The sequence below is a fragment of the Bacillus cereus group sp. N8 genome, assembly GCF_016483685.1.
GTDB lineage: Bacteria > Bacillota > Bacilli > Bacillales > Bacillaceae_G > Bacillus_A > Bacillus_A proteolyticus.
The window spans coordinates 12,034-38,222 of sequence record NZ_JAEHBK010000019.1 but is presented as its reverse complement, the minus strand read 5'-3'; the positions used below and the strand labels follow the sequence as shown (position 1 = coordinate 38,222).

Sequence of the window (26,189 nt, the reverse complement as noted above, 5' to 3'; positions counted from 1 at the left end):
AGCAATACGAAACACAAAGGGTTTGTATGAGGAGGTGATTTTCATGGAGATAAAAAAGTTGTTTGGGTTCCTTAGTTTGTTTGTTATTTGTATTGTGCTTGTAGCATGTAGCGGGGAACAAAAAACGGAAATCCAGTTATTAAAAGAAATGCCACAGCCAAAAGCAATGACAATTGATCCTTCACTCAGTAAAAAGGAAGCGACAGAAAGAGTTCATGCAGCACAGCGTTTTTATGCATTTTGGGATACAGGTAAAGAGGAACTTATTCCGCAGACTGTTACTGAAAATTTTTTCGATAATACATTGCCGAAAGGGCGACCACAAGGCACGGAAGGATTAAAGTTTGCGGCGCAAAACTTTCATAAAGTTGTTCCTAACATACATTGCGAGATTGAAGATTTATTAGTCGTCGGTGATAAAGTAACAGCTCGTCTTTCTTTTACAGGCACTCATAAGGATAAGAAAATCAGTTTTTTTGCAATTGATATTTTACATGTGAAAGACGGAAAGATAACGGAGGATTGGCATTTAGAAGATAATCTTACGCTGAAACAGCAACTTGGGTTAATAGCTGAGGAATAAAATAAGGGAGAGAAAAGCGATGAAAAATATATTCATTATAAATGGACATGAAAAATATGGTACGAAAGAAGGACGATTAAATAGAACGCTAGTTGATTATATGGTAACGGTATTAAACGAGAATCATCATGTGAAAACGACAACGATTCAAGATGGCTACAATATTAAAGAAGAACAAGAGAAGTTTTTATGGGCTGATGTTGTAATTTATCAAACACCAATTTATTGGTTTAGTGTACCGGGATTATTTAAAACGTATATGGATGAAGTATATGAATACGGTTTGTTCTTTAAAGGTGCAGATGAATATGGAACTGGTGGTTTATTAAAAGAGAAAGAGTATATGTTTTCTACAACTTGGAATGCACCTGAAAAGGCATTTGGAGATAAGACGAAGTTCTTTGAAGGAGAAAGTTTAGAATCAGCACTTAGTCATTTACATCGCGTGCAGAAGTTTCTTGGTATGAGTCCATTAAAGAGTTTTGCTTGTTATGATGTGGTGAAGAATCCGGATATTGAGCAATATTTATTGAACTTGAAAGATCACTTAGATGGAGTAATTAAATAATAGTTTGTATCTTTGTGCGCAAGAAGGTACTACTAAGGATGTAGTACCTTCTCTTTCATGAAATACGTTGAAAATCTTTACTTATACAGGACTGTTTTAGTTTTTTTGATTTGATTAGATGTTTAATATCAGAGATGTTATCGTATGAAAGCTGAGTATGATAATAGTTAATATACTCAAGTAATGCAAAAATATAAATAAATAGAGTGAATGATAGCCCACCTAAAGGTAAGTGGGGGTACCAAATTACAAAATCAATAGTAAACGTAATAAATCCTGTGATAATCAATGCTATATTTATCTTTTTAAGTACTTTTAAATATTGAATCATCCTAATAGGCGTAACAGATGTTTTTTCTTTTTTTAATCTTTTCCACTTTACGTACCAGTAAGCAGTTCCTTGTAATAAGATAAACTCTAAAAGAAGAAATGAGACCCAAAAAGAATATAGGGAATATAAATGTAACGTAGGATAAGCATAATTAAGTAAGTAACTTGTGAAAATAAAAGTAATGACTGAAAATAACTCACCTTTGTATAGATAGGAAAGTCTTTTTTCTAGGGTGCGTTTCATGGTTCTTCTCCTTTTACCCAGCTATTTGCGGGCAGTAAGACCCACACCCAAAAATTCAGCGGAAGCAAAGAAGTTAGGTGGGGGATCAACTGCCCGTAAAAGCCCGATTGGTGAAGGCTAATAATCAGTGGGGATGAACAAAACCCCCACTGATTAAAGTTTCACTTTATAAAAACTCACATTTTAATACGTGGATGGCTGTATCCATAACTTCGCAAAATTTGCCCAACCGAATGAATCAATTGTTACGTTTTTTAAAGAAGAAGGGTATGTTTTTCTTTTTAAAACGTGATAGTTAAATAAAATGATGTGTTCTGCTTGTAAAAACTCTTCGATCTCATACATAAGTTTATACCGTTTTTCTTTATTGTCTTCTAATAAAAAGGTATCAAGTAAACAATTAATTTGTTTTGCATAGTGCGGGTCCATAAACCGATTTACGAAGCAACTTTTATTTTTAAATACATTTAAAAATGCAATTTCATGATCGGCAGCAAATACTTCTCCCATTAAAATAATATCGGCATGTTTATCGATAGAGCGATCCGTATAATCTGAAACGAGAAATGGATGAAGTTCTACTTGTATACCTAAATTTTCACAACGTTCTTTTAGGAAGTCTGCGTCATTTGCACTATCTTTAAATGCGAAGAAGTATATATGGATTGTTTCTCCATTATATGTGCTCTTTTTTAAATGCTCTTTCGCTTTTTCAAGAGAGTAGGACCTTTTAGGAATTTGGCGACTTCTTTCAGGGAAAAAGCTCGATGCAGCAATTGTTCGTCTGCCTTCTATGTTTCGAAGGATCGTTTCAACGTCATATATTTCTCTCCAAGCTTTACGAAAGTAAATGTCATGGTGGGGACCGGTTTTTGTAAAGTTGAAGCTAGCATAAATACAACCTATTTCTTCTATTTGTATATCATGCCTTTCATTTTCCTCTTCATTAGGTAGTTCATAATCAGCATCGATTTGTACATGATCTGGAATACGCCAAAACTCAATGCGGTCTAGTAAAGCTCGCTCTTTAAAATAATGGGTGAAAGCTTCAAGTATGATATTGTCTTCAGAGTAATGAGCAAGTTTAAAAGGTCCAGTACCTATATAATGATGATCTTGAATACTAGCATCACACGGCAAAATTGCTAGTTGCATGGAACTTACATAGTGTAAGAAAAATAAATTTGGTTTTGCTAAATGAAATCGAATTTGCAGTGGTGATGGTGTTTCAATTTGGACAATTTCTTCTGTTAACCATTCGAAAGGAGAATGCACTTGCTTTAATCGTTCAAATGAGAATTGTACATCTTTAGAAGTTAAAACTGTTTCGTTATGAAAATGTATATCCTTTCGTAAGTAAAAGGTCCACGTAAGCCCGTCTTCACTTAATTCCCACGTATGTGCAATGTGAGGCTCCATCTTTTCAGTAACATCGTTATAAACGACTAACGTGTCAAAAATTTGACTAGTAAGATGGCTCTCTGTTGTGACAGCTGCAAAAGCCGGATCTAGCGGCATTACTTTTCGTGATATGGGGATTTTTAATATATCATACATATCATTTGAAGGTTCATAGCCAAAATGATGATGGAGTTTACCTTCAATGTTTTTATGAAGTGCGGGAGGCAGTGGCTCTTTTAAAAGAAGAAAGATATCCTTTAATTTTTCTTGCGCTAACAGTTCATCTGTATAGAATTCAATCGCTTCTACGAAACTATGTATAAATAGAATTTCTGTTTTATTCCCGCGACCTTTCCCTGGTGTCCAGCGAATTAATTGTTCCTCGCTCATTTTCTTTAATAAAATTTTTACGTTTTTCGTACTGCAATATAAAACATCGGCTAATTCTTGTAAGCTATTTCGCATATGTTGTTGGTCTTGTGCATGTAATCTTAAACGAATGTAATAGTCCATAACTTTCATATATACACTTCCTTCTATAATAAAGTGAAACTTTAATCAGTGGGGGTCTTAATGCCCGTTAATGCGGGATAAAAGGGGAAACTCTTTAGAATATTCTAACCTTTTTCTTCCTCTTTTTCAAAGTAAAATAAGTAAGCATAAGGAGGGGGAAACAATGGGATTTTGGAGTATGCATCGAAATATAAAAATTAGAATTATAACTTCGTTTTTAACACGTACTGTGTCCACGATGATTTTTCCATTTATGGCGATTTATTTTTCAATAAAGTTAGGTAGTGCGATGGCTGGTGCGTTACTACTCATTAATGTCATAGCTTCATTAGTAATTGGTTTATACGGTGGATATGTTGGTGACCGACTTGGACGTAAAAAGGTAATGATTATCGGTCAAAGTATACAAGTCATTTCCATTGCTTGTATGGGAGTTGCGAATTCGGATTATGTAGATTCACCGTGGCTAACATTTGTGTTTATGTTAGTTAATAGTTTAGGATCTGGACTTATGAATCCTGCGACAGAGGCGATGTTAATCGATGTGAGTACACCTGAGAATCGAAAGTTGATGTACAGCATTAACTACTGGGCGATTAATTTATCAATGGCAATTGGAGCGATATTTGGTGGATTACTATTTGAAAACTATAGATTGCAATTGTTTATCGGATTAACAGTTATTGCAGTTATTACTTTATATGTGATGGCTGTATATATGGAAGAAGTGTATGTAGCGAGAAAAACGGTAGAGAAGAAACATGTATTAAAAGATATGGCAGATAGTTATAAAGTCGTGATGAAAGATAGAGCGTTTTTAATTTTTTGTGCAGCAAGTATATGTACATTATCTTTAGAGTTTCAAATTAATAATTATTTAGGGGTACGTTTGCAGAAGGAATTTGAAACGGTGCACTTTTTATTCGGGAATGGTTTTACATTTGATTTAACAGGCATTCGAATGCTGAGCTGGATTTCAGCAGAGAATACAATTTTAGTTGTATTATGTTCAGCGCTTCTTATTAAAATGCTGAAAAGCTTCAACGATTTGAAAATCTTATATGTAGGTTTATTCATTTATACGATTGGCTTTACAATACTCGGAACGAGCAATAGCTTATGGATTTTATTAATTGCAGGGCTTTTCCAAACGGTAGGTGAGATGATGTATGTGCCAGTACGACAATCTATTATGGCAAATATGGTGCCGAATGAGGCAAGAGGTTCATACATGGCGATTAATGGAATGGTCTTTCAGGTGGCGAAAATGAATGGAGCATTAGGTGTTATGTTAGGTTCATTTATTGTATCTTGGGGCATGAGTGCTCTGTACTTTATCGTTGGTATGAGCAGTATTTTATTATTTATGAAGGCGATTGGGAGAGAGAAGTATGAGGACGAGAGGGAGGTTCCTCAGATTGGATAAAACTATATAAAAAGCGAACCAGTTATACTGGGACTCGCTTTTTATATAGTTTTTAGAACGGATCAACTTCAGCTAAATTTGGAGTAGTGCTAGGCTGTAGCAAAAGATTTTTTAACGTTCCTACTTCAGAAAGAGCGACTAATATGTAGCCACTAATCAGTACAATAAGCCCAATGACGCGTAACGTTTGTAAGCTCACTTCACGATTATTCGTTGCTGTTGGATTTGGGGGCGTTGAAGGTGGATTGTTATTCATAAATAAGGCTCCCATCTTTTTATATTTATATATGTGTAAAATCATTATTTAACTTATGGATAGGAATTGTATAGTCATTTTCACTATATGAGAACTGCCTATGAAGAGTGAATAGAAATTTTAGGACAAAAAAAGAGGCTGTGATGTGCAGCCTCTTTTCTCGTTAAAATGAAGAAAGTCGTTTCTTCGTTTTTGGTACAATAATAAATTTGATCCAGAGTAACCCGATACCCATAATGATAAGGCTATGTAAAAATTGTACGGTAGCAATGAGTATAACACTTGAAAATACAATGAGTTGAATGATTAGCAATATAAAGATTAAGCGAAGAAATTGGTTCATTCGTTTTTCAGTATTAATTGGATATAATGCTACAATAATATTTCCCGAAAAAAATTTCCACAGGGAACGTAGCTGCATAGAAATCATGTATAGGACGATATATGCGATGGCGCCTTTTACGTATATGTTTGGTATAAAATATAAGGCGAAGGCACCAATCAATCCTAAGCGAATATATATACCGAAATAATCATTCCCACGTAAAAACGCTAGTGTATGTAAATAGAAGAAAGTTGCTCGTTTTTTATGTAATAAAGGTTCAATCCAATTTGTAAGCCATTTTCTTTTATTTACTTGCTTATTCAGTTGCGGAACATCGGTGAAAATGCTAGCAAATTGATAAAAACGAACGTCCATTTTTTCTTCTTGTTCGATTATGTAATCCCACGGTATTCGTTTTGTAGGCTGTTTTTTCGTATATAGAAGCAGGAAAGCAAGTAGTAAGAGTAATCCGGCCAATATGAGAACATTTGCTGAGTAAAACAGCATGTAAATGATTAGGGCGTTACAAGTAATACGAATAATGAACCATATGTTTTTTTCATGACTATCACGCCACATCCAATGTATGTACATATTCCAAGCTTTCGTAATCATTAAAACGATAAAGATTGTACATAAGAAAGGTACAGTTACTTGTAATGATTGCAGTGCAAGTGGAACGAGAATCAGGAACGTAAATAATAATGGGAAAAGCTGAATGATGTAATTATATAGAAGAGATTTTTTAAAATAAGATGTTAATTTCTCTTCTAATGCAAGCAAATAGACAGCATCAGGTTTTTGAATAAATGTACGGATTGGGCATCTCGTTATAATGAATGTCAGTACAACGGTGATGAGTAGTAAAGATATTCCTTTAGAAGGAGATGTTTTTAGAAACTGAGCATAGTAGTATGCGCCAACGCATGAAATAAAGATAAAGCTATATAGTAAACCGTTAATCATACGTGCAAAGTATGTAATGATATTTTGCATATGTTGTTGGAAGCGACTGCTCCATAGTGATTCAATTGACATGTTTTTCACCTCTTTGTTCTATTATATATGTTTTATTAAGCAAAAAACGAGCAAATTGCGTTACGCAACTTGCTCGTTTTTCTTTTCGTTATTTTTTTTCTGATCACGATTCATTAATGGATAGAAGGCAAAGCCAATTACGAATAAACCGATTCCGAGAAGGAACGTTTTTATATCGGATGCGCCTGTTTTAATAACCCATAGCGCATAGCAAAGCGCGATCACTGCGACTATACCATCTGTAATTCTTGCCCGCATTTCATTTTTATACGTTTCACCAGTTGCGACTAGTTTTAACTGGAAGATTGGTGAGACGAGATATGGAATGAGGTAGGCCAGTGTTGATACGGTAATAACGAATGTATAAGCTTCTGCAATTGTTCCTGATAATGTTGAGAATAAGAACACTTGCGACATAATGTTTGTTAATCGTAGTGAATGAATTGGACTTCCTTTTTTATTTGTTTTCGCGAAGAAGGAAGGGAAGAAACCTTCTTTTGCTGCTTGATAAGGTACTTCTGAGCTTAATAAAATCCAGCCTAAGATGGAACCGAATAGGGAAGTAAGAGCAAGTAATGCCATAAGTTTCCCACCGCCATGACCCATTGCAGCGTTTAATGCATCTGCTAATGGACGTTCCGAAGCTTGTAATTTATCAACGTGAAGTACACCCATTGTTAAAATTGTAATTCCTAGGTAAATGGCAACTGTAATTAGTAACCCTGCAACTGTTGCACGCTTTACTGTTTTTGGAGAAGTAGCACGATTTGATAAAAGAACTGCTGATTCAATTCCGATAAATGCCCAAAGCGTTGTAAGAGCCGCTAAATTCACTTGTGAAAGGAGACCGTGTGATACGCCTTCTTTATCGATCATCGGTGTGTACCATTGTCCAAACTTTGAAGCTTCGAACGCAAATAACGTAACGACAATGAATAGAAGGAATCCAGTTACTTTCGTTGTTGTTGCTAAGAAGTTTAGTTTCCCAGCTCCGCTTACACCGTTTGTTAATATTAAATGAGTTCCCCAAAGTAAGACGGAACAAATAGTAAATGTAATGAGCTTTCCAACTTCTATATCGAACGAGCCGATTGAAAATAATAGTCGCGTATCTTTCATAATCGGGAAGAAGAGTGATAAATATCCCGCGAAAGATGTAATGATGGCAACGTTACTTGCCCAGTTTGCAACCCAATATCCCCATACCATGCTGAAACCAGCCATTTTCTTTCTTTTTGGTGTTGAGAATAAAGCATATGCATGACTTTGTGGTCCTGTCGTTAAATCAGGACGACGAATTGCTAAATTACCGAAAACAAGAGCTAGCATTAAAACACCAAACCCTGTTGTTAACCAAGCTAAAGTGACACCGAGTGGGCTTGCTGTTTGTGCCAACGTACTTGGCACCATGAAAATACCAGCGCCAACCATGTTACCGACAACGAAAGCTGTTAGTACCCAAAAGCCCCATTTTTTTTGTTGCATAGAAAATACCTCCAAAGTTAGTATAACCAAGTCAAGCGAGGAGATATGTATGTCTTCCGAAGTCAGGAAGAGAAGTCCCAAACAAAACAAAAAAAGCACGTAATTTGCCGCTACATGCTTTCTATCTTATAAGAAACCCACGACATACCTCTCGATAGCTCTCCACAAACGGAAACGTTTGTGACAGTTCTGCACTTATTAAATGCAGACCCAGCAAGCGTGCATGGTGGACACGACTTACTTCGGCAATCATTCCTTTCTCATTTCTTCATCAATGCCACTACATCTCCTGAAATGATACTCTTAATGACTGCAACCTCTACCTCACCGAGATACGAATGAGGATTTAAATATTAAATTAACGTATTTAAGAGTAACAAATGTATTTTTATACGTCAATGGATATAGCAATAATCAGATTATAGAGAAGAGTTTGTGATTAAAAGGGAGAGGGATTATTATGTAATATCGAATTTTCATAATATAATAAATGTTATTGGCGCTAGAAGATTGAGAAGGGGATGAATTATATGTCTGCATGTAATAAAAATTCAGTAATAGGTGTACTAGACTCGGGAGTTGGGGGATTAACAGTTGCGAGTGAAATTATAAGACAATTGCCTAAAGAGAGCATTTACTATATTGGTGATAATGAGCGTTGTCCGTATGGGCCAAGAAGTGTAGAGGAGGTACAATCTTTCATATTTGAAATGGTTGAGTTCCTCAAGCAGTTTTCATTAAAAGCTCTAGTGGTAGCATGTAATACTGGTGCAGCTGCTGCATTGACTGATTTGCAAGAAGTACTATCCATTCCAGTTATTGGTGTTATACATCCGGGAGCAAGAGCTGCAATTAAAGTGACAAAGAAAGGGAAAATCGGGGTAATTGGAACTGTAGGTACGATAAAATCTAATATGTACGAAAAAGCATTACACGAACTTGATACATATTTGGAAGTGCATAGTCATGCGTGCCCGACTTTAGCTACAGTTGTAGAAAATCACTTAGAAGATACAGCATATGTAACGCAGCAAGTAAAACAAGCTTTACTGCCATTAACGAAAGAAGATATAGATACGTTAATTCTTGGGTGTACGCATTATCCACTTTTAGAGTCCTATATAAAAAAGGAGTTAGGAGAGGCTGTGACGATTATTAGTTCTGCAGAAGAAACAGCGATAGAGTTAAGCACAATTTTACAACACAAAGGAATTTTGTCGGACAATCTGAATCCGAAGCATCGATTTTTTACAACAGGCTCTGTTTCATCATTTGTACATATTGCCGAGCGATGGCTAGGGTATCAAATTTCTGTAGAATATGTGAATTTACCTATGGAGAAACAACTCGTGAACTAAATTGTATAAAAAGAAGCTGATCTAAAACTAGATCAGCTTCTACATATAAGATTAAACTAAGTTTAATACAGTTACTTTTTCACGTGTCATAGACTCAAGGCTCTTACGAATACCTTGTGCGCCCATACCTGAACCTTTTACACCGATGAATGGGAAGTGGTCAGGGCCGCGCTCTGTGCGTCCGTTAATTTGAACAGAACCAGTTTCGATTTTGTTAGCAATTGCAAATGCTTTGTTAATGTCTTTTGTGAAGACACTTGCTTGCAAGCCGAACTCTGATTTGTTAGCAATTTCAATTGCTTGCTCATCTGAAGAAACACGGATGATTGGAAGGATTGGGCCAAATGGCTCTTCCCAAGCAACTTTCATTTCTTCTGTTACGTGGTCGATTAATGTTGGGTAAATTAAGTTACGCTCACGTTTGTTACCGATAACGATCGTTGCACCTTTTTCTACAGCATCATCAACTAAACCTTGAACGAAGTCAGCAGATTTATCGTCGATTAATGGAACGATTGTGCTGTCTTGTTCTGGAGATCCAACTGATAGTTCAGCTACTTGCGCTTTTACTAAGTCAACAAGCTCGTCCGCTACGTTTTCGTGTACAAGTACACGTTTAATAGCTGTACAACGTTGACCAGAGTAAGAGAATGCACCGCTTACGATATGGTTTGCAGCATCTTGTAAGTCAGCATCTTCACGAACGATACCAGGGTCTTTACCACCAAGTTCTAATACAAGTGGAATCATTGAAGCTTTTTTCGCTAAGTGTTTACCTGTGTTTGTACCACCTGTGAACGATACCATATTGATACCTTCGTGTTCTACTAAGTAGTCACCAATTACAGAACCGCGTCCTGTAGCTACATTTACAAGACCTTTTGGAAGGCCAGCTTTATGAAGTGCTTCAACCATTTTAATACCGCTAATTGCACCTTGAGTTGCTGGTTTGAAAATAACAGCGTTACCCATAATTAATGCTGGTGCAAGTTTTGCAGCAGATAAGTTTACTGGGTAGTTAAACGGTGCGATTGCTAATACAACACCAAGTGGTGCGCGTTGGATAATCGCAAGTTTTGATTTTGTTCCGCCAGGGAAGCTATCGCCCATCATGCTTTCTCCGTGCATATGTAGAGCTTCTTCAATTGTGTAACGAATGAAGTCCGCTGTACGAACAACTTCTTTCTTCGCATCTTTATATCCTTTACCGACTTCTTTCATAATAATATCGGCAATTTCATCTTGCATATTTACGAGCTCATCAGCCCATTTATATAAAAATTTTGCGCGATCTTGTAGAGAAGCTTCAGCCCATGATTTTTGAGCTACTTTTGCAGATGCAATTGCTTCATCTACTTCTCCGCGAGTAATTGCTTGTACTTGCCCAATTACTTCGTGTAAGTATGGAGATGGAATGTCGATTGTTTGTCCTGAAGAGCTTTCTCTCCATTCTCCGTTTAAATAAAATTTGTACGTATTGCTAGTTGTCATGATTAGTCCTCCTAAAATAGCAACTTGTAAGAGTGAGTATAAGGTGATTGTAGGGGGTTTGATAATATTTTTCAAATGAAATATTTGTGAAAACGATTTCTTATTATTTTTTTAGTTTGTATGCCCTTTCTTGCAGAACATTCCCTCATTTCAAACTGTAAGTAGAATGCATCACTTTCATTTTTTGTGATAAAAGATTATTTTAAAACGAAAAAAATAATTGACAGAATACTCAATAAAGTTGTAAGATTATAAATGGAAAATAAATGAAGGGGGTGTGCGTAATGATTGTAATCGTAAATGTAATGGGCTTAGCTGTATTAAACGGCGGAAAACATTCATATTATTACGCAACCCGTGCGGATATATAGGACTTTTTTGTCTTATGAGAAGCGTACGTTGCGTATATCGTAACGTACGCTTTTATGCATTTTTGTGCATATCGTCAAGCGACGGTATGCTTTTTTTTGTCCAATTTGCTTGTTTCCATACTTTGTATGGTTACTATAAAACTGAAATTTGGAAGGTGGAAAAATGTGATGAGATTGTATGGGTTACGAAATGTAAATGTGATGGGTTTGGATAGCGGATAAAGAAATGAGGGTTAAACGAAAACGAGAAGGGAGAGGTTACGTTGTTTTCAGTATTACTAAAGTTAAGATGGTTTTTTAAAGAGCATTGGAAGAGATATAGTATCGCAATTGGTGCGCTTTTAATTGTAAATATAGTTGAAGTCATTCCCCCAAAAGTACTAGGGGTTACGATTGATAATATAAAAACAGGAACGTTAACGAATGCAGCAATTATGGAGTCTATTCTTATTTTAATAGGAGTTACGATAGTTGGATATGGCCTTACTTTTGTTTGGCAACATCAATTGTTTGGAGGTGCGTTCGTACTTGAGAAGACGATGCGCTCGAAATTTATGGGGCATTTGCTCAAGATGACACCGACGTTTTATCAAAAAAATCGTACTGGCGATTTAATGGCGAGAGCAACAAACGATTTAAAAGCAATCGCTATGACAGCTGGTTTCGGTATATTAACGCTTGTAGATTCTAGTTTATATATGCTTACAATCGTTTTTATGATGGGATTTACAATAAGTTGGGAGCTTACATTAGCGGCCCTTATACCGCTTCCGATTATGGCATATGCGATGAATATATATGGAAAGAAATTGCATGAAAGATTTACAGTTGCGCAAGATGCGTTCGGTGATATGAATGATAAAGTACTTGAATCAATTGCTGGCGTGCGCGTGATTCGTGCATACGTACAAGAGAATGCAGATCAGGAAAGATTTCATCATTTAGGAGATGACGTCTACGAAAAAAATATGAAGGTAGCAAGAATCGATGCGTTATTCCAACCAACTGTGAAAATGCTTGTCGGACTTAGTTATTTAATTGGTTTAGTGTACGGTGCATACCTTGTATTCCAATCAAAGGTGACACTTGGTGAGCTTGTTTCCTTTAACGTGTATTTAGGGATGATGATTTGGCCAATGTTTGCAATTGGTGAATTAATTAATGTTATGCAAAGAGGAAATGCGTCGCTCGACCGTGTGAATGAAACGTTAGCGTATGAACCAGATGTAAAGAATCCGAAAAATCCAAAGCTTGTACAAGAGCCGGATTATATTCAGTTTGATGAAGTTTCTTTTTCATATCCTTCATCAGCTGAAGAAAATTTAAAAAAGGTTTCTTTTACATTAAAACAAGGAGAAACGCTAGGGGTTGTCGGAAAAACAGGAAGCGGAAAAACGACGCTTGTACGTCAGCTTCTTCGTCAATATCCGCTTGGAGAAGGGGATATTGCAGTTTCTGATGTGACATTAGATAAAATGACGAGTGAAAATGTACTCGGGTGGATTGGATATGTACCTCAGGAGCACATTTTATTCTCAAAAACAGCGAGGGAAAATATTTTATTCGGAAACAGGGAAGCGACTGAAGAAGAGCTCGAGAAAGCCATTGAAATTGCTGCGTTTACAAAAGACTTAGAGTTTTTGCCAGAAGGATTAGAAACGCTCGTTGGAGAGAAAGGTGTTTCGTTATCAGGAGGGCAAAAGCAAAGGATTTCGATTGCGAGAGCGGTTATTCAAAATCCAGAAATATTAATTTTGGACGATTCGTTATCAGCTGTCGATGCTCGTACGGAAGCGGCGATCATTGAAAATATAAGAACGGAAAGAAGCGGAAAGACGACGATTATTACGACGCACCGTTTATCTGCAGTACAACATGCAGATTGGATTCTCGTTATGGATGACGGCGAAGTCATGGAAGAAGGCACGCATGACCAGCTTCTTCGAAACGGAGGCTGGTATGCTGAGCAGTTTGAAAGACAACAAGGTGAAAATGAAAGTACGGATAGTGGGGTGAAAATATGAGTGTTTCAAAACGATTGTTTCAATATGCGATGAAAGTAAAAGGGACGATTTTTGCAGCGATGGCGATGTTATTTATTTTCGTTATCGCAGAGCTTGCCGGTCCGTTCGTCGCTAAAACGATGATTGACGATCATATCGTTGCGATAGAGAAATCTTGGTATGAGACAGAAAAGAGTGAAGATGCTGTTTCATATAATGGCGCCTATTATAAGCGAAGTGATCGCTTTGAACAAGGTGAGAAAAAAGGAAAAGAAGTACGCGTGATGCAAGTCGGTTTTCAATATTACTTTGTACCAAATAAAGTGAATATTGAAGGGTCACGTTCTGTAAAAGATGATATGATTACCGTTCAAAATGGTAAGGCGGTGCAAGTGTATAAAGCGAAAGCATTAACGAAGGAAGAAGTGTTTGCGTTTTATAAGCCAGAAATAAACCCCTTACTATTACTTGGTGGAGGCTATTTTGCTCTATTAGTAATTGTGTCATTATTTGCATATGGAAAGCAGTTTTTCTTACAGAAGGCAGCGAACAAAATTATTCAAATTATGAGGGAAGATGTCTTCTCTCATATTCAAACGTTACCGATCAGGTACTTTGATCATTTACCAGCAGGGAAAATCGTTTCGCGTGTAACGAATGATACAGAGGCCATTCGGGATTTATACGTAACAGTACTTGCGACATTTGTCTCCAGTATCATTTATATTATCGGGATATTTGCTGCGCTATTTTTACTCGATGTGAAACTTGCGTCGTTCTGTTTATTAATTATCCCGATTTTAATTGTTTGGGCGATTTTATATAGAAAGTATGCATCTGTATACAATCATAAAATGCGTTCACGTTTATCCGATATTAACGGTACAGTGAATGAATCAATTCAAGGGATGCCGATTATTCAAACGTTCCGTCAAGAACGTGAAACGAAAAAAGAGTTTGAAGAATTAAATGGCGATTATTTTAAGTATCAAAATAAAATTTTAAATTTAAATGCAGCAACTTCGCATAACTTAGTGTCTGTATTACGAAATATCGCTTTCACGGGTGTGATTTGGTATTTCGGGGGAGCTTCATTAAGTGCTTCGGGCATCATTTCTCTAGGGATACTGTATGCGTTCGTTGATTATTTAACGAGATTGTTCTCACCAATTACAAATATGGTAAATCAGCTTGCTAACTTAGAACAATCGCGCGTTGCATCAGAGCGTGTCTTCGAATTGCTAGAGGAAAAGGGAGAGGCAGTGGAAGAAGATCGTATGCCTCGCTTAAACGGAAATGTGAAATTTGAAAATGTTTCGTTTTCTTACAATGGAAAAGATGAAGTGTTAAAAAATATTTCTTTCGAAGCGAAACAAGGAGAGACGGTGGCACTTGTTGGTCATACTGGGTCAGGAAAAAGTTCCATTATGAATGTGCTCTTTCAGTTTTATGAATTTCAAAAAGGAAAGCTTACGATTGATGGTCACGATGTAACAGAGATGCCGAAACAAGCAACTCGTGAACATATGGGAATTGTACTACAAGATCCGTTTCTATTTAGCGGGACAGTGGCATCCAATGTTAGCTTAGAGAATGAAAAAATTTCAACAGATCGCATCGTAAAGGCGTTACGTGACGTTGGTGCTGAAAGGTTTGCAAACAATATAGATGAAGAAATTACGGAGAAAGGGAGTACACTTTCAACCGGAGAACGACAACTTATATCGTTTGCTAGGGCGCTTGCTTTTGATCCGGCGATTTTAATCTTAGATGAAGCAACGTCTAGTATTGATACAGAAACAGAGGCGATGATTCAACAAGCACTAGAAGTTGTGAAAAAAGGAAGAACGACGTTTATTATCGCTCACCGACTTTCAACAATTAAAAGCGCAGATCAAATTATTGTGCTTGATAGAGGAACCATTTTAGAAAAAGGCTCTCATGATGAGTTAATGAAAAAGCGCGGACGTTATTACGATATGTACAAAACGCAAATGGAAGGAAACCAGAGCGCTTAATACAGGGAAGAACTTGCGATTGTTGCAAGTTCTTTTTTGTTGGCAAAATGTCGGCGATAAAGGTACATAATAAGAAGTATTATTTTACCTTTCCTACAATAAATGCTATATTAAAAAATGTTACTTATTTTTTGTATGTAGCGTTATTTTTCCCTTTTGTTTGATTATGAAGAAAAAGGATAAACTAAATAAGAACATTTTCATTGAAAAATTGCTCAAGATTGCATACAATCAATATAGTTTTTAAATTCCTATCAGAATACTTGGAGGATTACCATCATGAAAAAATTATTTTCAGTGCTTGCAGTAACTACATTAGCGATCGGGATTGTAGCCGGCTGCGGTAAAGAAGAGAAAAAAGATACAGCTAGTCAAAACGCGTTACAAAAGATTAAACAAAGCGGTGAACTTGTAATTGGTACAGAAGGTACATATCCACCATTTACGTTCCACGATTCAAGCAATAAATTAACTGGATTTGACGTTGAACTATCGGAAGAAGTTGCAAAACGTTTAGGTGTAAAACCTGTATTTAAAGAAACACAATGGGATAGCTTACTTGCTGGTTTAGACGCAAAACGTTTCGATATGGTTGCAAACGAAGTTGGTATTCGTGAAGATCGTCAAAAGAAATACGATTTCTCTAAACCATACATTTCATCTTCAGCGGCATTAGTTATCGCAAAAGATAAAGATAAGCCTGCTACATTTGCTGATGTAAAAGGGTTAAAAGGAGCACAATCTTTAACGAGTAACTATGCAGATATTGCTAAGAAAAACGGTGCAGAAATCGAAGGTGTAGAAGGATTTAGCCAAGCGGCAGAATTATTAGCTTCAGGACGCGTTGATTTTACAATTAATGATAAGTTATCAGTATTAAATTATTTAGAAACGAAAAAAGATGCAAAAATTAAAATTGTAGATACAGAAAAAGAAGCTTCACAAAGTGGATTCTTATTCCGTAAAGGTAGCGATAAGCTTGTACAAGAAGTAGATAAAGCGTTAGAAGATATGAAAAAAGACGGTACGTATGACAAAATAACGAAAAAATGGTTCGGTGAAAATGTTTCTAAGTAGTGTAGAGGTCTCAGATCGACTGTCTACTTGGATAGATATTATGCAGTCTTCCTTCATGCCTATGCTGAAGGAAGCTGTATTTACGACAATTCCATTAACGCTTATTACATTTATTATCGGTATTATACTTGCGACGCTAACAGCGCTCGCTCGTATTTCAGGTAGTCGTATTTTACAATGGATTGCTCGTATCTATGTATCTATCATTCGCGGAACGCCACTTCTTGTACAGTTATTTATTATTTTCTATGGTCTTCCAACTCTTAATATTGAGGTTGAGCCATATACAGCAGCAATTATTGGTTTTTCATTAAATGTTGGTGCATATGCATCTGAAATTATTCGTGCTTCTATTCTTTCAATTCCGAAAGGACAGTGGGAAGCAGCTTACACAATTGGGATGACATATCCACAAGCATTAAAACGTGTTATTTTACCGCAAGCAACGCGTGTATCAATTCCGCCGCTTTCGAATACATTTATTAGCTTAGTGAAGGATACTTCATTAGCATCGTTAATTTTAGTAACAGAAATGTTCCGAAAAGCGCAGGAAATTGCGGCAATGAACTATGAGTTTTTAATTGTTTATTTCGAAGCAGGTCTAATTTATTGGGTAATTTGCTTCTTATTATCTATCGTGCAACAAATATTAGAAAAACGTTCAGAACGTTATACTCTAAAATAACCCTTTCATAAAAGGAGTTTTTGTTTTTATGATTTCAATTCAACATTTACAAAAAAGTTTCGGAGATAATACCGTACTAAAGCATATAGATTTATCAGTTGAGAAGGGCGAAGTGGTTGTTATTATCGGGCCATCTGGATCTGGTAAAACAACGTTCTTACGTTGCCTCAACGTGTTAGAAACGCCGAACGCTGGTAGCATTCGTATCGGCAATAAAGAGCTTGATTTCGCTCAAAAAGTATCGAAGAAAGATATTGTAAATCTTCGTACACAAACAGGAATGGTGTTCCAAAATCATAACTTATTCCCGCATTTAACAGCACTTCAAAATGTAATGGAAGGGCTCATTACAGTGAAAAAGATGGGGAAAGAAGAAGCGAAGAAAAAAGCAAACTACTTCCTTGAAAAAGTTGGTTTAGCAGATAAAGTGGATTTATATCCGTTCCAATTATCAGGCGGACAACAACAGCGCGTTGGAATCGCTCGTGCGCTTGCGATGGAGCCGGAAGTGTTACTATTTGATGAACCAACATCAGCACTTGATCCTGAACTAGTTCAAGAAGTTTTAAAGGTTATGAAAGAACTTGCTAAAGAAGGAATGACGATGGTCATTGTAACGCATGAAATGCGCTTTGCTCATCAAATTGCGAACCGTGTTATTTTCATGGATGGCGGTGTCGTTGTCGAACAAGGTACACCGGAAGATGTATTTACAAATCCAAAAGAAGAACGAACGAAGAAGTTTTTACAAATGTTGCAATAAATTAAGGAAGGTCTCAAGGCATATGCCTTGAGACCTTTTTGCCATATATATTTATTTTTGGAATCCGCCAAGGCTTTGCTCAGCCATTGCAACTAAACGTTTTGTAATTTCTCCACCAACAGAACCGTTAGCACGAGCCGTAGAATCTGCTCCTAATTGTACACCAAATTCTTGAGCGATTTCGTACTTCATTTGATCGATTGCAGCTGTTGCTCCTGGTACTACTAATTGATTGTAAGAACTTTGGTTTGCCATAGGAATATATCCTCCTTAGAGTTATAAAATTTTTTTTGGTTGGACTAGCTGGATTTGAACCAGATTATCGCCCCGTTTGGCGCTAATCCATCGGTAATTAAGTTTGTACTCATAGTATGGATGTTACCTAGAAAGATATACAAAATAATAATTTGTAAATTTTGTAAAAAAATCTTCGCTATTTTGTAAATTATGAAATAAGAGTAATCGTTGTATTTTTAAGAAAGAAGGCTAAACTAAGAGCGAAATCATCTGCGTTTAAATTCTATATATAATCAGCTGTGCTTACAGCTTAGTAAAATAAAAATTACATTGGTATCAGCTTCATAGTTCTGTTTTAATCCGGGATGGGGCAGGAAAAGGTACTGACTGACCGCTCCTATGCACGGCTAGAATCTAAAAAACATATGGAGGAATCACGATGGGAATTTGCCCGCTTTGCAATGCATTAGAATCACAAACATATTCTTGTCAAAATTGCCAAGGAATACTCCAAGATTATGGGAAAGCTGTAGATTACATAGATGATTACAGTGCGTATATGGATCAGGAATTATTAAGTGCGGTAGATGGTTTAACACATAATAATTCAAATGAATATTGCAATCATATTTTTTATTGCGGAGTATGTAATGTGGAAATGGAAGTTGTAGTGAAGTTTGTATAAAGTGAAACTTTAATCAGTGGGGAGTGTTCATCCCCCACTGATTATTAGCCCGTACCAATCGGGCGTTTACGGGCAGCAGGATTTCCGCTTAACTTCTTTGCTCCAGCCGAATTTTGAGGTGGGGGTTTTACTGCCCACAAATAGCGGGATAAATAGAAAACTTCCACCTTATGAATGAGGTGGAAGTTTTTGTTTTTTTATTTGTGAGTTAATCATAGGGGATGGGATATTTTCAGTGTTAGGTGCAGGGTTTGATTGTATTTGAGATACTTTTTCTTTCGAATCGCGCAAAGAATGTTCAGTTAAATAGATGGCATATTCATAAAATAATTGGCGCGTAAGCTCGCTTTGTTCTTTTAACTTTTCATCTTGGAATACAGTTCGCCCTGGTTTAGAATTTGCCTCAAATAACCACGGATTTTCCGCTGTATCTAAACCGATATCGAAACCAATCTCTCCAATGTTCCCAGTTACTTGTCGATCAAGTGCATAGCTGATTTGTAAGGCTGTTTGTTTTAGTTTATTTTCAATTTGAACCTGCTTTGTTGAATCGGGAAATAGTTCCTGAAGTAATTTCGTATCACCGCCGCTATTTACATGAGTTGTTAAGCTACCTTTACCGGCGATTTTTGCGACGATTGCACTGACTACCCAATTACCAAAATGGTTTTTATTTGTATGAATGCGAAAATCGACGGGTTGCCCTTCAAAGCGGAGCAGTGAGATACCTTGTTGTACGATAAATTTTTTTAAATCATGTCCTTTTAACACATGGTTAAGAAGTGCTTCTAATGATTGATACTTTCTTAGTTTATTTTGTTCATTTTCACGATAACGACAATAGTAGCGATTTTCAGTTTGAGAATAGAGTATTTGATGAATGTTTCTTCCGAAGCTACCATGTATCGGCTTCATATAAATGTACTTATACGTACCGAGAAGTCGTTCTACTTGTTCAAAATGTTGAAATGCTTCTGTTTTTGGTAAGAATGGTTTCATTGAATCTTCTTTCATTAGAAGGCGATGCACTTCCCATTTGTTGAAAAACCCTGGATTAAACCATGGAATCGCATAGTCGCTTTCTAATCGTTTTTTTGCTCTTATGATAGGTTTGTAATTTTCTGCTTGGCGATTTGGTAAACGGTCGTAAATGACATTTGGTAAAGGGACTTTGTTTTTTACCCATTTGCTATCTTGAAAGAAGTACCCTTCAATTGTTTCCTCTGCCCAGTTTATATGTTGAAGGCCAAAGACAAATACAAATGGCTGCAATGTGAATGGTGGTGTTAATAACTCACCGAGAGAGATGGAACGACTCCCTAAAGGAGAATTAGAATCATCGTTAAAGCCAGTTGTGAAAATCCCGATTAATGGGCCGAAAACAATGGTTTGATTGTGTAAGAAGGCATGGATTGTTGCTGAATGCGGTAGTAAAAGATTGGCTGCAATTTGTTCGCCAATAATGATTTCTCGCGTGAATGAATAGTGAATTTTAATATTCTCACATGCAATATAACGTAAGCCAAAGGAAAGGGATGTAATTGGCGGTGTAATAGAAAAAACGTAAGGTAAAGTAATACTATTTGGATGCTCATCTGAAATACTTAATGTATATATGTGTTCTTTCAACGGGGGGCTCCTCCTTTCGTTATGGTGTAAATCGGCTAAATTTTAATGGACCATGAAAAATTTGTTCAGCCAGTTCGTCGTTGTACCTAGTATAAACTTCGTAAGAAGGCATCGTATTAACGTACATAAGCCAAATGGCACCTTTTTGATCCATAATGGTAGAAAGCTCTAATTCAAATAATGACGAATAGGACTGATCGAGTGTTTTGAACACTTCATTTACAACATCATGCAAAGCATCTTTCAATAATTGAACACCAGTTGAAGAAAGCAAATATTTAATTTTGGAAAATGGATGTATCATGGAACGCTCTGTTACGGGAAGTAAAAATTGTGCTGGGAATGAAGCTTTTTGTATGAATTGACCGAGCACTACCCAGTTCTGTTCTTTATTTTTTTGCATAATGGTTCGAATATGAATCGGATATGATAGTTGATTTGGAGCATGTAACATTGGATGAATCATATAACGGGATGAGTGTATGTTCGATTGGCACCATGATATAAAGTCATCTGTCCGTTTGAATTGAGTAGAAGTACGATGCTGTTCATTTATTGTATCGACATGAAATGTTTTATGTTTGTAAGTGACTCGATATAAATTTTCATTAGAATGTATATTGATTGGTCTTATAATAATATCTCTTGTTTCTAGTAGTAATTTGAAAATTCCTTGTACCGTTCCTTTTTTAATTTTTGGAATGTAAGGGGAAAGACGTTTGTTAGTAAGAAAAAGATTGTGTAAATCACTTGGATTAATAAGTGTGTTATTTAAAAAAGTAGTCGAGGAACGTTTGCGTAATGAATGAATAATCGATTTTGCTTCGTGGAATTCTGTATCTTCTTTGAAATGACAGCGATCATATATGTATGAAGGAATGGGAAAGGTTTGATCTATCCAATTTCCTGTATCTGTATCATAAATAAGACCAGAAACAAGATCTGTCTTTGAATCAATGCTAAACGGTGTGAATTGAGCAACGACGTTATGATACAGACGAGCTCGCTTAGCGATTTCGGTGTAATACATTTGCTCGTGATGAAATTTAGAAGTTAAAAGACCAAGAACCAACGAAATCACTCCTTTATTAACAAGATGTTTGCACAATAGGCGAAGCTATATATTGCAAATACATTTTTATACCATTATACTTTTGTCCGTATGACGATATGCTATAGTTTTGGAGAAGTGAAAGGTTGATTATGATGAATATATGGTTGAATATGTTAACAACGACAGGACTCGGGGCGATTATTGGAGGATACACAAATCATTTAGCAATAAAAATGTTATTCCGTCCTCATCGTCCGATTTATATTGGAAAGTTTCAAGTTCCATTTACGCCAGGGTTAATTCCGAAGCGTCGCGATGAGCTTGCGGTTCAATTAGGAAAAATGGTTGTAGAGCATTTGTTAACGCCAGAAGGAATTGGAAAGAAGCTAACAAATGAAGAGTTTCAAAAAAGTTTAATCCACTGGGCACAAGCAGAAGTGGATAAAGTAATTACGAATGAACAGTCGTTACGACAAATGTTAGAAAAATGGGATGTAGCACATGTAGAAAAAGAAGCAACTGGGAAAATCGAACATGTGATTACAGAAAAGATTCAGGCATTTTTAACGGAGTACTATACATATACATGGGAACAAGCTTTACCTCATTCTGTACATGAAAAAATAGAGAATACGATCCCAAATGTCTCGGCGTTTATTTTAGAGCGAGGAATTAAATTTTTTGAAAGTGAAGAAGGGAAAGCGCGTCTTTCAAAAATGATTGATGATTTTTTTGCTTCTAGGGGAACGCTGCTTAACTTAGTCGGGATGTTTTTAGGAAATGTAAGTGTAGTGGATCGTGTGCAGCCAGAAGTCATTAAGTTTTTAGGGCAAGATGGCACAAAGCGGCTTTTAACTGATGTACTGCAAAAAGAGTGGGAAAAGTTAAAAGGAAGAGATGTAAAAGAATTAGAAACGTTTGTAGAAAAAGAAATGATTGTGAAATCCATATTGTCAGCAGTTAAAGTTGAGGAAACAGTGAGTAAATTTTTAAATCAATCTGTTCAGCAAGTATGTGAGCCAGTTCGAGAAACAATCATGGAAAAGGTAGTCCCAAGTGCAGTAACGAAAGGATTGAAGTGGGGGACAGAAAACGTAGAAAGTATATTAAACAATCTCCACCTTGCGGAAATTGTCCAGCAAGAAGTGTCTACATTTTCAACGGAGAGACTAGAGGACCTAGTCTTGTCCATAACGAAAAATGAATTGAAAATGATTACGTATTTAGGGGCATTATTAGGGGGAATGATTGGACTCGTGCAAGGGGTGTTACTTCTGTTCCTTAGGTAATAAAGCGAATACATAGAAATAAAAGTGAAATTTCTTCACATCTCTTGCATAGTTTGATATGGTAAGAAGAGGTGCGTATGTAAATGCACTTAAAAGGCGGTGCGAGCGAAAAGCGTTAGCCTTCTAAAGGAGGAAAAATAAAATGACAAAAAACATTCATGATGTTGCATATGAATTACAAAAAACAATCGCTGAAAACGAAGATTTCCAAACATTAAAAGCAAGCTACGCAGCAGTACAAGGAGATGCAGCTTCAAAGAGCTTATTCGATGAGTTCCGCATGATGCAACTTGGCCTACAACAAAAAATGATGCAAGGTCAAGAAATTACTGAAGAAGATAACCAAAAAGCACAAGAAGTTGTAGCTCGTATTCAACAAGATGCTAAAATTACAAAGTTAATGGAAACTGAGCAACGTTTAAACATCGTTATCACTGACGTTAACAAAATTATCATGAAGCCACTTGAAGAATTATATAACGCGCAACAACAAGCGTAATAAGGGAAGACGCTCCTAGTATAGGGGCGTCTATTTTATTGTAGAAAAATGTAAGGGTTTTCCTTTTGTTTGTCAAAAAACTGTCAAATTCATATCGTTGGAAAAATAATGCATTTGTACTATAATGATAAGCGGGATATATTACACCACGTTAATTAATGTGGTGAAGTATATAAAATAAAAATCTTTATTACACACATTATGAAATAAAGGGATGATTAGTTTGAGTACAGGTGTAAAAGCAAACGACGTGAAAACAAAAACAAAAGGAGCAGATCTTGTTGTTGATTGTTTAATTAAACAAGGTGTTACACATGTTTTCGGTATTCCAGGAGCGAAGATTGACTCTGTATTTGATGTACTGCAAGAAAGAGGACCAGAGTTAATTGTTTGTCGTCATGAACAAAATGCAGCATTTATGGCAGCTGCTATTGGTAGATTAACAGGGAAACCGGGTGTGTGTCTTGTAACTTCAGGACCAGGGACATCGAATTTAGCGACAGGTCTTGTTACTGCGAATGCGGAGAGTGATCCCGTTGTTGCTTTAGCTGGTGCGGTTCCACGTACGGATCGATTAAAACGTACGCACCAATCTATGGATAATGCTGCACTATTCGAACCAATCACAAAATATAGCGTAGAAGTAGAGCATCCTGATAATGTGCCAGAAGCGCTATCAAATGCATTCCGAAGTGCGACTTCCACAAATTCAGGAGCTACTTTAGTAAGTCTTCCGCAAGATGTTATGACTGCGGAAACGACTGTAGAGTCTATCGGTGCGCTTTCTAAGCCACAGCTTGGAATCGCTCCCACACATGAAATTACATATGTAGTAGAAAAAATAAAATCAGCGAAATTACCAGTTATTTTACTCGGTATGAGAGCGAGCACGAATGCAGTAACGAAAGCGGTTCGTGAATTAATTGCTGATACAGAACTTCCTGTCGTTGAAACATATCAAGCAGCTGGCGCGATTTCACGTGAGCTAGAAGATCATTTCTTCGGCCGCGTTGGATTATTCCGTAACCAACCAGGTGATATTTTACTAGAAGAAGCCGATCTTGTTATTTCAATCGGTTATGACCCAATTGAGTATGATCCGAAATTCTGGAATAAACTTGGAGACAGAACGATTATTCATCTTGATGACCACCAAGCGGATATCGATCATGATTACCAACCAGAGCGTGAATTAATTGGCGATATCGCTTTAACTGTAAATAGCATTGCAGAGAAATTACCGAAGCTTGTATTAAATACGAAATCAGAAGCAGTTTTAGAACGATTACGCTCGAAATTATCAGAGCAAGCATTAGTTCCAAATCGTGCTTCAGAAGGTGTTACGCATCCACTTCAAGTTATTCGTACACTTCGTTCTTTAATTAGTGACGATACAACCGTTACATGTGACATCGGTTCCCATTCTATTTGGATGGCGAGATGTTTCCGTTCTTATGAACCACGTAGATTATTATTTAGTAACGGTATGCAAACGTTAGGTGTTGCACTTCCTTGGGCAATTGCTGCTACTTTAGTAGAACCGGGTAAAAAAGTAGTCTCAGTGTCAGGTGACGGTGGTTTCTTATTCTCAGCGATGGAATTAGAAACAGCGGTACGTTTAAATGCTCCGGTTGTCCATCTCGTATGGAGAGACGGTACGTACGATATGGTTGCGTTCCAACAAATGATGAAATACGGCAGAACATCAGCTACAGAGTTTGGCGATGTTGATCTTGTGAAATATGCGGAAAGTTTCGGGGCATTAGGTCTTCGTGTCAATACACCAGATGAATTAGAAGATGTATTGAAAACGGCATTAGAAGCAGACGGTCCTGTCATTATTGATATTCCAATCGATTACCGTGACAACATTAAATTAAGCGAAAAATTATTACCAAACCAATTAAACTAATGGGGGCAGACTTGAGATGAATGTTGCGCAATTAATTGATATTGATGAAAAAAGAACGAAAACGAGTAATGAAGTATATCAAACATCTACAATGCTTGCGCTATTAGATGGTATATATGATGGTGTTATTAACTTTGAGGAATTGAAAGAACGTGGTGATTTTGGCATCGGCACATTTGATCAATTAGATGGTGAAATGATTGCGTTTGATAATGAGTTTTATCATTTACGTTCAGACGGTTCAGCGGAAAAGGTAGAACCGGAAGAAACAACACCTTTTGCGACGGTAACGTTTTTTGAAAAAGAAATGAGTTATACGGTAGAACACCCGATGAATCGTGAAGAAGTTGAAGCGTTATTACATGAATTGATGCCGAGTAAAAACTTATTTTACGCTATTCGAATGGACGGTACGTTCCGTGAAGTAAGAACGAGAACTGTTCCAAGACAAGAAAAACCATATACGCCGCTCGTTGAAGTGACGAAATCACAACCGATTTTTTCGTTTAAAGATACGGATGGGACGATGGCTGGATTTTGGACGCCGGATTACGCGCAAGGTATTGGTGTAGCTGGTTTCCACTTACATTACATTGATGATGAAATTCGCGGGGGTGGACATGTTTTCGATTATGTTGTAGAAAACTGTACGATCCAAATTTGTCAAAAAGCTCATATGCATTTAGCGCTTCCGGAAACAGCTGACTTTATGACGGCTGAACTATCAAGAGAAAACTTAGAGAATGATATTGCGACTGCGGAAGGTGCGGAGTAAAAGGAATCGAAATCATGTATTCTCTATATAAGAACCGAAGTCTTGTTCAGGCTTCGGTTTTTTTATTGATGCGCAATCTTCTCGTGAAATTCCCCTGTACCGCCTCATTATGTTTCATTTGTAAAATGAAAACTCAATTTTGAAGCAAAAGAAATATAAATTTCTCCCTAAACA

At 36.7% G+C, this 26,189-nt stretch carries 23 protein-coding genes and 1 riboswitch; of the genes, 14 read left to right on the top strand and 9 right to left on the bottom strand.

Annotated features, from left to right (window positions below):
• The first annotated feature begins 43 nt into the window (after positions 1-43).
• Entirely contained in the window at positions 44-583 is a 540-nt protein-coding gene (locus JDS80_RS22085; protein WP_071771134.1) for an ester cyclase, read from the top strand.
• A 19-nt stretch (positions 584-602) separates the two neighbouring features.
• On the top strand, positions 603-1,151 hold the full coding sequence (locus tag JDS80_RS22080; RefSeq protein ID WP_199639970.1) for an NAD(P)H-dependent oxidoreductase: 549 nt from the start codon (positions 603-605) through the stop codon (positions 1,149-1,151).
• 55 nt (positions 1,152-1,206) lie between these two features.
• Here JDS80_RS22080 and JDS80_RS22075 read toward each other — a convergent pair whose 3' ends face one another.
• Both JDS80_RS22075 and JDS80_RS22070 read right to left on the bottom strand, forming a co-directional pair.
• Positions 1,207-1,725: a general stress protein gene (locus JDS80_RS22075; RefSeq protein ID WP_199639969.1), complete on the bottom strand. Its 519-nt coding sequence runs from the start codon at positions 1,723-1,725 to the stop codon at positions 1,207-1,209.
• A 183-nt stretch (positions 1,726-1,908) separates the two neighbouring features.
• Entirely contained in the window at positions 1,909-3,648 is a 1,740-nt protein-coding gene (locus JDS80_RS22070; RefSeq protein WP_206774654.1) for an SgrR family transcriptional regulator, read from the bottom strand.
• 154 nt (positions 3,649-3,802) lie between these two features.
• Between JDS80_RS22070 and JDS80_RS22065 the strand changes: the two genes are divergently transcribed.
• The gene (locus tag JDS80_RS22065) at positions 3,803-5,065 is read left to right on the top strand and encodes an MDR family MFS transporter (RefSeq protein ID WP_199639968.1); all 1,263 of its coding nucleotides are present in this window, start codon (positions 3,803-3,805) and stop codon (positions 5,063-5,065) included.
• A gap of 52 nt (positions 5,066-5,117) precedes the next feature.
• Here the strand turns inward: JDS80_RS22065 and JDS80_RS22060 are convergent, their stop codons facing one another.
• The 3 genes from JDS80_RS22060 to JDS80_RS22050 all read right to left on the bottom strand — a co-directional run bounded on the left by JDS80_RS22060 (position 5,118) and on the right by JDS80_RS22050 (position 8,169).
• On the bottom strand, positions 5,118-5,321 hold the full coding sequence (locus JDS80_RS22060) for a hypothetical protein (RefSeq protein ID WP_199639967.1): 204 nt from the start codon (positions 5,319-5,321) through the stop codon (positions 5,118-5,120).
• A gap of 163 nt (positions 5,322-5,484) precedes the next feature.
• Positions 5,485-6,684 carry an ABC transporter permease gene (locus tag JDS80_RS22055; RefSeq protein WP_199639966.1) on the bottom strand — a complete coding sequence of 400 codons (1,200 nt, stop codon included), beginning with the start codon at positions 6,682-6,684 and terminating at the stop codon, positions 5,485-5,487.
• 60 nt (positions 6,685-6,744) lie between these two features.
• Positions 6,745-8,169, bottom strand: a complete 1,425-nt coding sequence (locus tag JDS80_RS22050) for an amino acid permease (RefSeq protein WP_071747854.1) — start codon at positions 8,167-8,169, stop codon at positions 6,745-6,747.
• A gap of 147 nt (positions 8,170-8,316) precedes the next feature.
• Positions 8,317-8,499, bottom strand: a riboswitch (Lysine riboswitch).
• A gap of 200 nt (positions 8,500-8,699) precedes the next feature.
• Between JDS80_RS22050 and racE the strand changes: the two genes are divergently transcribed.
• Complete coding sequence (racE, locus tag JDS80_RS22045; protein ID WP_199639965.1) at positions 8,700-9,527, top strand: glutamate racemase; 828 nt, start codon at positions 8,700-8,702, stop codon at positions 9,525-9,527.
• A gap of 51 nt (positions 9,528-9,578) precedes the next feature.
• Here racE and gapN read toward each other — a convergent pair whose 3' ends face one another.
• Positions 9,579-11,018: an NADP-dependent glyceraldehyde-3-phosphate dehydrogenase gene (gene gapN, locus JDS80_RS22040; RefSeq protein WP_098889068.1), complete on the bottom strand. Its 1,440-nt coding sequence runs from the start codon at positions 11,016-11,018 to the stop codon at positions 9,579-9,581.
• Positions 11,019-11,652: 634 nt separating this feature from the next.
• Here gapN and JDS80_RS22035 point away from each other — a divergent pair.
• From JDS80_RS22035 to JDS80_RS22015, 5 genes are all read left to right on the top strand, one after another.
• Positions 11,653-13,413, top strand: a complete 1,761-nt coding sequence (locus tag JDS80_RS22035) for an ABC transporter ATP-binding protein (protein ID WP_071747857.1) — start codon at positions 11,653-11,655, stop codon at positions 13,411-13,413.
• The gene (locus JDS80_RS22030; protein ID WP_199639964.1) at positions 13,410-15,410 is read left to right on the top strand and encodes an ABC transporter ATP-binding protein; all 2,001 of its coding nucleotides are present in this window, start codon (positions 13,410-13,412) and stop codon (positions 15,408-15,410) included. Before JDS80_RS22035 ends, JDS80_RS22030 begins: the two co-directional genes overlap by 4 nt.
• Before the next feature lie 279 nt (positions 15,411-15,689).
• Positions 15,690-16,487 carry an amino acid ABC transporter substrate-binding protein gene (locus tag JDS80_RS22025; RefSeq protein ID WP_199639963.1) on the top strand — a complete coding sequence of 266 codons (798 nt, stop codon included), beginning with the start codon at positions 15,690-15,692 and terminating at the stop codon, positions 16,485-16,487.
• On the top strand, positions 16,474-17,172 hold the full coding sequence (locus tag JDS80_RS22020) for an amino acid ABC transporter permease (RefSeq protein WP_199639962.1): 699 nt from the start codon (positions 16,474-16,476) through the stop codon (positions 17,170-17,172). Before JDS80_RS22025 ends, JDS80_RS22020 begins: the two co-directional genes overlap by 14 nt.
• Positions 17,173-17,200: 28 nt before the next feature.
• Positions 17,201-17,935 (top strand): amino acid ABC transporter ATP-binding protein, encoded by a 735-nt coding sequence (locus JDS80_RS22015; RefSeq protein ID WP_199639961.1) that lies wholly within the window; start codon positions 17,201-17,203, stop codon positions 17,933-17,935.
• Between the two features lie 51 nt (positions 17,936-17,986).
• Here the strand turns inward: JDS80_RS22015 and sasP are convergent, their stop codons facing one another.
• Entirely contained in the window at positions 17,987-18,190 is a 204-nt protein-coding gene (gene sasP / locus JDS80_RS22010; protein ID WP_000013349.1) for a small acid-soluble spore protein, SasP family, read from the bottom strand.
• Positions 18,191-18,611: 421 nt separating this feature from the next.
• Between sasP and JDS80_RS22005 the strand changes: the two genes are divergently transcribed.
• Positions 18,612-18,857: a hypothetical protein gene (locus tag JDS80_RS22005; RefSeq protein WP_071747861.1), complete on the top strand. Its 246-nt coding sequence runs from the start codon at positions 18,612-18,614 to the stop codon at positions 18,855-18,857.
• Between the two features lie 168 nt (positions 18,858-19,025).
• Here the strand turns inward: JDS80_RS22005 and JDS80_RS22000 are convergent, their stop codons facing one another.
• Together JDS80_RS22000 and JDS80_RS21995 are read right to left on the bottom strand one after the other, a co-directional pair.
• Entirely contained in the window at positions 19,026-20,486 is a 1,461-nt protein-coding gene (locus JDS80_RS22000; protein ID WP_199639960.1) for a YheC/YheD family endospore coat-associated protein, read from the bottom strand.
• A gap of 19 nt (positions 20,487-20,505) precedes the next feature.
• Positions 20,506-21,558, bottom strand: a complete 1,053-nt coding sequence (locus JDS80_RS21995) for a YheC/YheD family protein (protein ID WP_199639959.1) — start codon at positions 21,556-21,558, stop codon at positions 20,506-20,508.
• 134 nt (positions 21,559-21,692) lie between these two features.
• On the opposite strand from JDS80_RS21995, the gene JDS80_RS21990 reads away from it, so the two are divergent.
• From JDS80_RS21990 to alsD, 4 genes are all read left to right on the top strand, one after another.
• On the top strand, positions 21,693-22,829 hold the full coding sequence (locus JDS80_RS21990) for a DUF445 domain-containing protein (RefSeq protein WP_199639958.1): 1,137 nt from the start codon (positions 21,693-21,695) through the stop codon (positions 22,827-22,829).
• 142 nt (positions 22,830-22,971) lie between these two features.
• On the top strand, positions 22,972-23,328 hold the full coding sequence (locus JDS80_RS21985; RefSeq protein WP_071747864.1) for a YlbF/YmcA family competence regulator: 357 nt from the start codon (positions 22,972-22,974) through the stop codon (positions 23,326-23,328).
• A 223-nt stretch (positions 23,329-23,551) separates the two neighbouring features.
• Positions 23,552-25,240, top strand: a complete 1,689-nt coding sequence (gene alsS / locus JDS80_RS21980) for an acetolactate synthase AlsS (RefSeq protein ID WP_199639957.1) — start codon at positions 23,552-23,554, stop codon at positions 25,238-25,240.
• Positions 25,241-25,256: 16 nt separating this feature from the next.
• Entirely contained in the window at positions 25,257-26,015 is a 759-nt protein-coding gene (gene alsD / locus JDS80_RS21975; protein ID WP_098889071.1) for an alpha-acetolactate decarboxylase, read from the top strand.
• Positions 26,016-26,189: the final 174 nt, after the last annotated feature.